The organism is Nocardia wallacei, from assembly GCF_029868745.1.
Taxonomy (GTDB): domain Bacteria; phylum Actinomycetota; class Actinomycetes; order Mycobacteriales; family Mycobacteriaceae; genus Nocardia; species Nocardia wallacei_B.
Genome location: NZ_JARWOP010000093.1, coordinates 1 through 5141, shown reverse-complemented (window position 1 = coordinate 5141; position 5141 = coordinate 1). Strand labels below are relative to the sequence as shown.

The following is a 5141-nucleotide window of genomic DNA, read 5'->3' as shown; positions in this document are numbered from 1 at the left end:
CCCGCCCGGGCGGTCTGCGGGGCCGCGGCCCCCCCGCCCCCCCCCCCCCCCCCCCCACGCCGGAATGACTGTGGTGGCACGCCGGAATGACTGTGGTGGCACGCCGGAATGACTGTGGTGGAATGCGTCCGCGGTTCAGCGGACCGATTCGTCGTCCGATTCGGCGGTTTGCTCCCGGCGGTTCAGGACCTGCGGGATGCGGGAGGCGGGCGGGATGAGGATTCCCGCCCGCTCGAGCCGCTCGGCGGCCTCCGCGGGGCTCGCGGGTTGCCCGACCGTCGGGCCGCGGTCGATCGGCACCACCGAGTGCACCACGGTGTCCGGGTAGACGTGCACGTAGTTGAAGCTCTGCGCGCCGTCGCGGCCGCGCTGACCGCCTTCGGCGACGGCCAGGTCCTGGCTGTAGCAGGCGGAGGACGCCACCGACACCGGGATGCCGGCGAACGTCGCGGTGGTCGAGTAGTGCAGGTGCCCGGCGAGAATGCTGCGCACATCGGTGCCGTCCAGGACGTCGGCGAGCCGCTTCTGGTCGCGCAGCTCCACCGTCACCGCCAGGTCCTGGATGCACGGCACCGGCGGATGATGCATGGCGAGGATCGTGCCGAACGGGGCGGGCTCGGCCAATACCGAACGCAGCCAAGCCAATTGGTCGTCGGTGAGTTCGCCGTAGTGGTGGCCCGGGACGGTGGTGTCCAGCACCACGATGCGCAGCCCGTCGATGGTGTGCACCCGGTCGAAGGGTGCGGCCGAACCGTCCTCGTCGAGCAACTGCTCGCGCAGCGTGGCGCGGTCGTCGTGGTTGCCGGTGACCCAGACGACGGGCGCGCCGAGCCGATCGGCGAACGGCTCCACCAGTGCGCGCAGTTTGCCGTACGCGCGCGGCTCGCCGTGGTCGGTCAGATCGCCGGTGAACAGGATGGCGGTCGGCGTGATGCCGCCCGCCTCGGCCCGGTCCAGGAGCTGGCGTAGGCGCTGTTCGGCGTCGACAGCGCCGTACAGCGCGCCGTCGTCGGCGATCAGGTGGGTGTCACTGAAGTGGAACAGGACATGGTCCGGTCGTGGGTATTCCGCGACTCTGCTGATGGGCACCGGATTCCTCCCGGATACGGGCTTGGCTTCGCCTCCGCGTCAGAATAACGAAGCTGATCCCTACTAAATGCCCACGCCGGGTGACGACATGCTTACGTCCAGATGAGAATTTCGTGTCAGCTCGCGCCGCCGAGACTACCGGCCAGCACCCGCGGCCGAGCGTGTTCGCGCCCGCCCAGCAGGGCGAAGTACCGCCGCAGCATGAGTCCGGCGGTCGCGGCGAGCCCGGCCGTGAGCCCCCACCACACGCCCGCCGCGCCGAGCCCGGCCGGGTAGGCGAGCGCCAGCGCTGTGGGCAATCCCACAATCCAATAGCCGACCAGCGACAGCCGGAACCCGGCCCGCGTCTCCTTCAATCCGCGCAGTAGCCCGGTGCCGATGTTCTGCGCGGCGTCGAAGAACTGCAGCACGATCGCGATCAGTAGCAGGGTGTGCGCGAGTGCGACGGTGTCGCCGTCGCGGTGGGCGAGGAACGGGCGCAGCACCACATCCGGCGCCACCACGTACAGGAGCCCGACCAGCGTGGCGACCACCGCTGCGTGCCGCAGGGCCAGCCACGCCAGCGACTGCGCGTGCCGGTGCTCGTCGCGCGCCACGGCCTTGCTGACCAGGATCGAGACGCCGTGCGAGAGGCCGATCGCCACCTGGAACACGATGTAGACCAGCTGGTAGACCACGTTGTGCGCGGCCAGCGCGGCCGGTCCCAGCGCACCCATGACCAGCGCCAGTACGGAGAACATGCCCGCTTCGGATCCGTAGGTCAGCGCGATCGGGGTGCCCAGCCGCAACTCTTCGGCGACGGTCCGCCACCGCACCGGCCACATCCGCACCGGCAGCGTCGGCCGCAGGCGGGCGTCGCGGCGCACCATCGCCCAGAAGACGCCGAAGGTGATCAGGAAGACGAGCGAGGTGGCGAGCCCGATGCCGGTGAGGCCGAGCGCGGGCAGACCCGCCCAGCCGTGCATGAGCCCAAGGGCGAGAACGACATTCAGCGCCACCGAGCCGAGGGTTACCAGCAGCAGCGCCTGGGGCCGCTGCATGCCGACGGTGTACTGGCGCAGCACCTGGAACCACAGGCACGGCAGCAACCCGGGGGCCAGCGCGACCATCATCGGCCGCGCCGCGGACAGCACCGACGCGTCCTGGCCGAGCCACTGCAGCGACCAGCCCAGCGCCATCAGCACCAGCCCGCCCAGCAGGCCCGCGGCCGTCGCGATCAGGAAGCTGGACCGGACCACGTCGCGGATCTCGTGGTCGGCATCGGCATTGCGCTGCCCGGCCCGGCTCGCCACCGTGGCGACCTGGTTGCCTGTCGCGGTGATCAGACCGACGCACATGGTCCGGATCTGGTTGAACAGCGTCATGGCCAGGCCACCGGCGGCGACCTGGGTGATGCCGAGCGAGCCCATCAGCGCGATATTGGTCGTCGACACCGCGACCTGCGCGAGCTGCGTCAGCGTGATCGGCGTCGCCAGCGTCGTCAGGCTGCGCCAATCGGATCGGTGCGATGCGCTGCTCATTCCGCCCTTCCGTGTATGAGAATCACATTCTTACCAAGGTGCATCGATATTCTCGTTAGGTATACCTTACTCACCGCGCGCCCACCAGATCGCGGCGCGCGGGCGAGTAGCGATCGAGCAGTTCGAGGACTGCGCTCTCGGAGCTTTCGTCCAGCAGGTCGCGTTCGTTCATCCAGTCGTCGTCGAAGACCGTATCCAGATACTTCTCGCCGCCGTCGCACACGATCGTTACCACGGTCGACCCGGCCGGGAACTGTTCCAGGCGGGTGAGCGCGGCGTGCACCGAGCCGCCGGCCGAGCCGCCGATCAGCAGGCCCAGCTTCGCGGCGACCGCGCGCGCCGTGGCGAACGCGTCCACGTCCGACACCTTCACGCCCTCGTCCAGCAGCGAGTAGTCGACCGCGGTGCCGACGGTGGCGCCGGGCGGGGTGCCGGTGCCGGACTGCCAGTACGGTCCGCCCTCCCCGCCGAACGCGATCGAGCCGATCGGCTCGACGCCGATCACCCGTGCCGCGCAACCCAGTTCGCGCAGGCGGCGGGCGGTACCGAACAGCGAGCCGCCGGTGCCGACGGCCGACAGCAGGATATCGACGCTGCCCAGATCATCCAGCAACTCCTCGGCGACCGCGTAGTAGCCGAGGGCGTTGGCGTCGTTGTTGTGCTGCTCGGTGAAGTAGGCGTCGGGCCGGGCAGCGGCCATCGCCTCGGCGAGGTCCTCTCGCGCCGAGGTGGCCAGACTGTCGTCTCCGTCGTCGGCGACGTACACGAGTTCGGCTCCCATGGCTCGCATCGCGCGTAGTTTGTCCTTGCAGGCGTGGTGGTCGACGACCGCGGTGAAGCGATACCCGCGCTCGGCGGCCACTACCGCCAGTCCCAGTCCGGTGTTGCCGGACGTGGACTCGATGATATGCCCGCCATCTTTCAGCAACCCTCGACGCTCCGCGTCGCGCACCATTTCCCGGGCCATCCGGATCTTGGCCGCGCCGGTCGGGTTGAACTGTTCGAGCTTGAGCAGCAGCCGGGTGCCGGTGTCGGTGGCGGCGAGTTCGAACAACGGGGTGTTGCCGATCAGGTCCGTCACACGGGTGACGAGCGCCATGAAGTCTCCTCGGACTATGGGTGTGGAAGGGAGGTGTGTGACGGGGACGCTAGCGCGCGTCGAGGGTCCAGCGGAACCGGCCGCCGGGCGCCTCGTGCAGCACCACCTTGGGTGGAATCGGTAACTCGTGGAACGCCGATTCGTTGGAATCCATCTGATATCCGGCGGTATTGGGGTAGACGAGCAGGTCGCCGGGAGTCGCGGGCCGCGCCAGCGGGATGCGCCGCCAGCTGAGCATGTCGGAGTCGAGGCAGGTGGCCGCGCCGACGCTCGCGGGAGTGCGGGCGCCGGGGCGGGTGGGCCACAGCACCGGGTCGGGGAGGTATTCGCTGTCGAACCACTGTTCGGACAGGCTCAGGCTGGTCCCGTCGACCGTGAGCAGCTGGTACGGGAGACCCTGTGCGGTACGGGTTTTCGTGCCTTGGACGCGGAAGACGGTGCTGCCCGCGCGGTCCAGGAGAGCGCGGCCCGGTTCGATCGCCAAGCTAATGCCGTTGTCCCGCAGTGTTTTCGCCAAGCCCTGGTGGTTAAGGACGGCGGCCAGCGCGGCCGGGCCCGCGGTCGCGCTGTGGTACGGGTAGTACGAATCGAACCTCTTCCCCGCGTGAAACCAGTGCGGCCCCGCGCCTTCGGTGAACTCCCGCCACGACCGCTCGGCGACGTAGTCGACCGCGAAGCCGCCGCCGATGGAGATCGTCGTCGCCGGGTGGCCGAGCGCGCGCGCTTCCCGACAGCGGGCCACGAGCGCGGCGGCCAGTTCGGCGCGCGGTATCGGCTGGTAGCCCGAGAGATGGAAGCTGAATCCGGCGATGCGGACCGGCCCGAGATCGGTGCGGGCCAGCGCGCGATCGAGTTCGTCGCCGGTCATGCCGAAGCGGCTGTCCGACTCCGGGGGGAGTGCGCGCAACAGCACGCGCACCGGAATGCCCTGCGCCGCAAGCCGGTCCAGTTCGTCGTCCGCGTCGACGGCAATGAGAGCACTGTGGCGCGCCGCCAACCACAGCAGCTCGTCGGACTTGGCCGGGCCGGTGACCATCAGCTCGTCGCCCCGGACGCCCTGCGCCAGCGCAGAATTCAGCTCCCCGACGCTCGCCACGTCCACCCCGGCGCCGTGCTCGGCGCACGCCCGCGCCACGCACCCGGCCTTGTTGGCCGTCTTGGCGTAGTTTATAGCGCCGGCGGCCCCCGTTGGCGCGGAAGGAGCATCCCGCTCATGGCCAACATTGCCGACGGCTTCGGATCGAGCATCCTCGGGTATCCGAGGATCGGACCGCATCGGGAACTCAAGCGTGCGCTGGAGGCGTACTGGCGCGGATTCTGCACGACCGGGGAATGTTCAGCACTCCCGTCGGGCAGTTGGCGCTCGGGTGCGCGGCCGTCGGTGACGTGCTGGCATGGGTGGTGCTGGCGGGTGTCATCGCCTCCACCCGGAC

The 5141-nt window shown here is 69.8% G+C and carries 5 protein-coding genes; 1 reads left to right on the top strand and 4 read right to left on the bottom strand.

What is annotated here, in order from left to right; all coding sequences use genetic code 11:
- Positions 1–135: 135 nt before the first annotated feature.
- From QH470_RS06985 to QH470_RS06970, 4 genes are all read right to left on the bottom strand, one after another.
- Positions 136–1089, bottom strand: coding sequence for a phosphodiesterase (locus tag QH470_RS06985; RefSeq protein WP_280271448.1), 954 nt, complete (start codon positions 1087–1089; stop codon positions 136–138).
- Between the two features lie 116 nt (positions 1090–1205).
- Positions 1206–2609, bottom strand: coding sequence for an MATE family efflux transporter (locus QH470_RS06980; protein WP_280271447.1), 1404 nt, complete (start codon positions 2607–2609; stop codon positions 1206–1208).
- Positions 2610–2679: 70 nt separating this feature from the next.
- Positions 2680–3708: a PLP-dependent cysteine synthase family protein gene (locus QH470_RS06975; RefSeq protein ID WP_280271446.1), complete on the bottom strand. Its 1029-nt coding sequence runs from the start codon at positions 3706–3708 to the stop codon at positions 2680–2682.
- A gap of 49 nt (positions 3709–3757) precedes the next feature.
- On the bottom strand, positions 3758–4984 hold the full coding sequence (locus QH470_RS06970; RefSeq protein ID WP_280271445.1) for a type III PLP-dependent enzyme domain-containing protein: 1227 nt from the start codon (positions 4982–4984) through the stop codon (positions 3758–3760).
- On the opposite strand from QH470_RS06970, the gene QH470_RS38195 reads away from it, so the two are divergent.
- On the top strand, positions 4922–5141 hold a 220-nt coding region (locus QH470_RS38195), incomplete at its 3' end, for a hypothetical protein (RefSeq protein ID WP_425302625.1). The genes QH470_RS06970 and QH470_RS38195 overlap by 63 nt on opposite strands.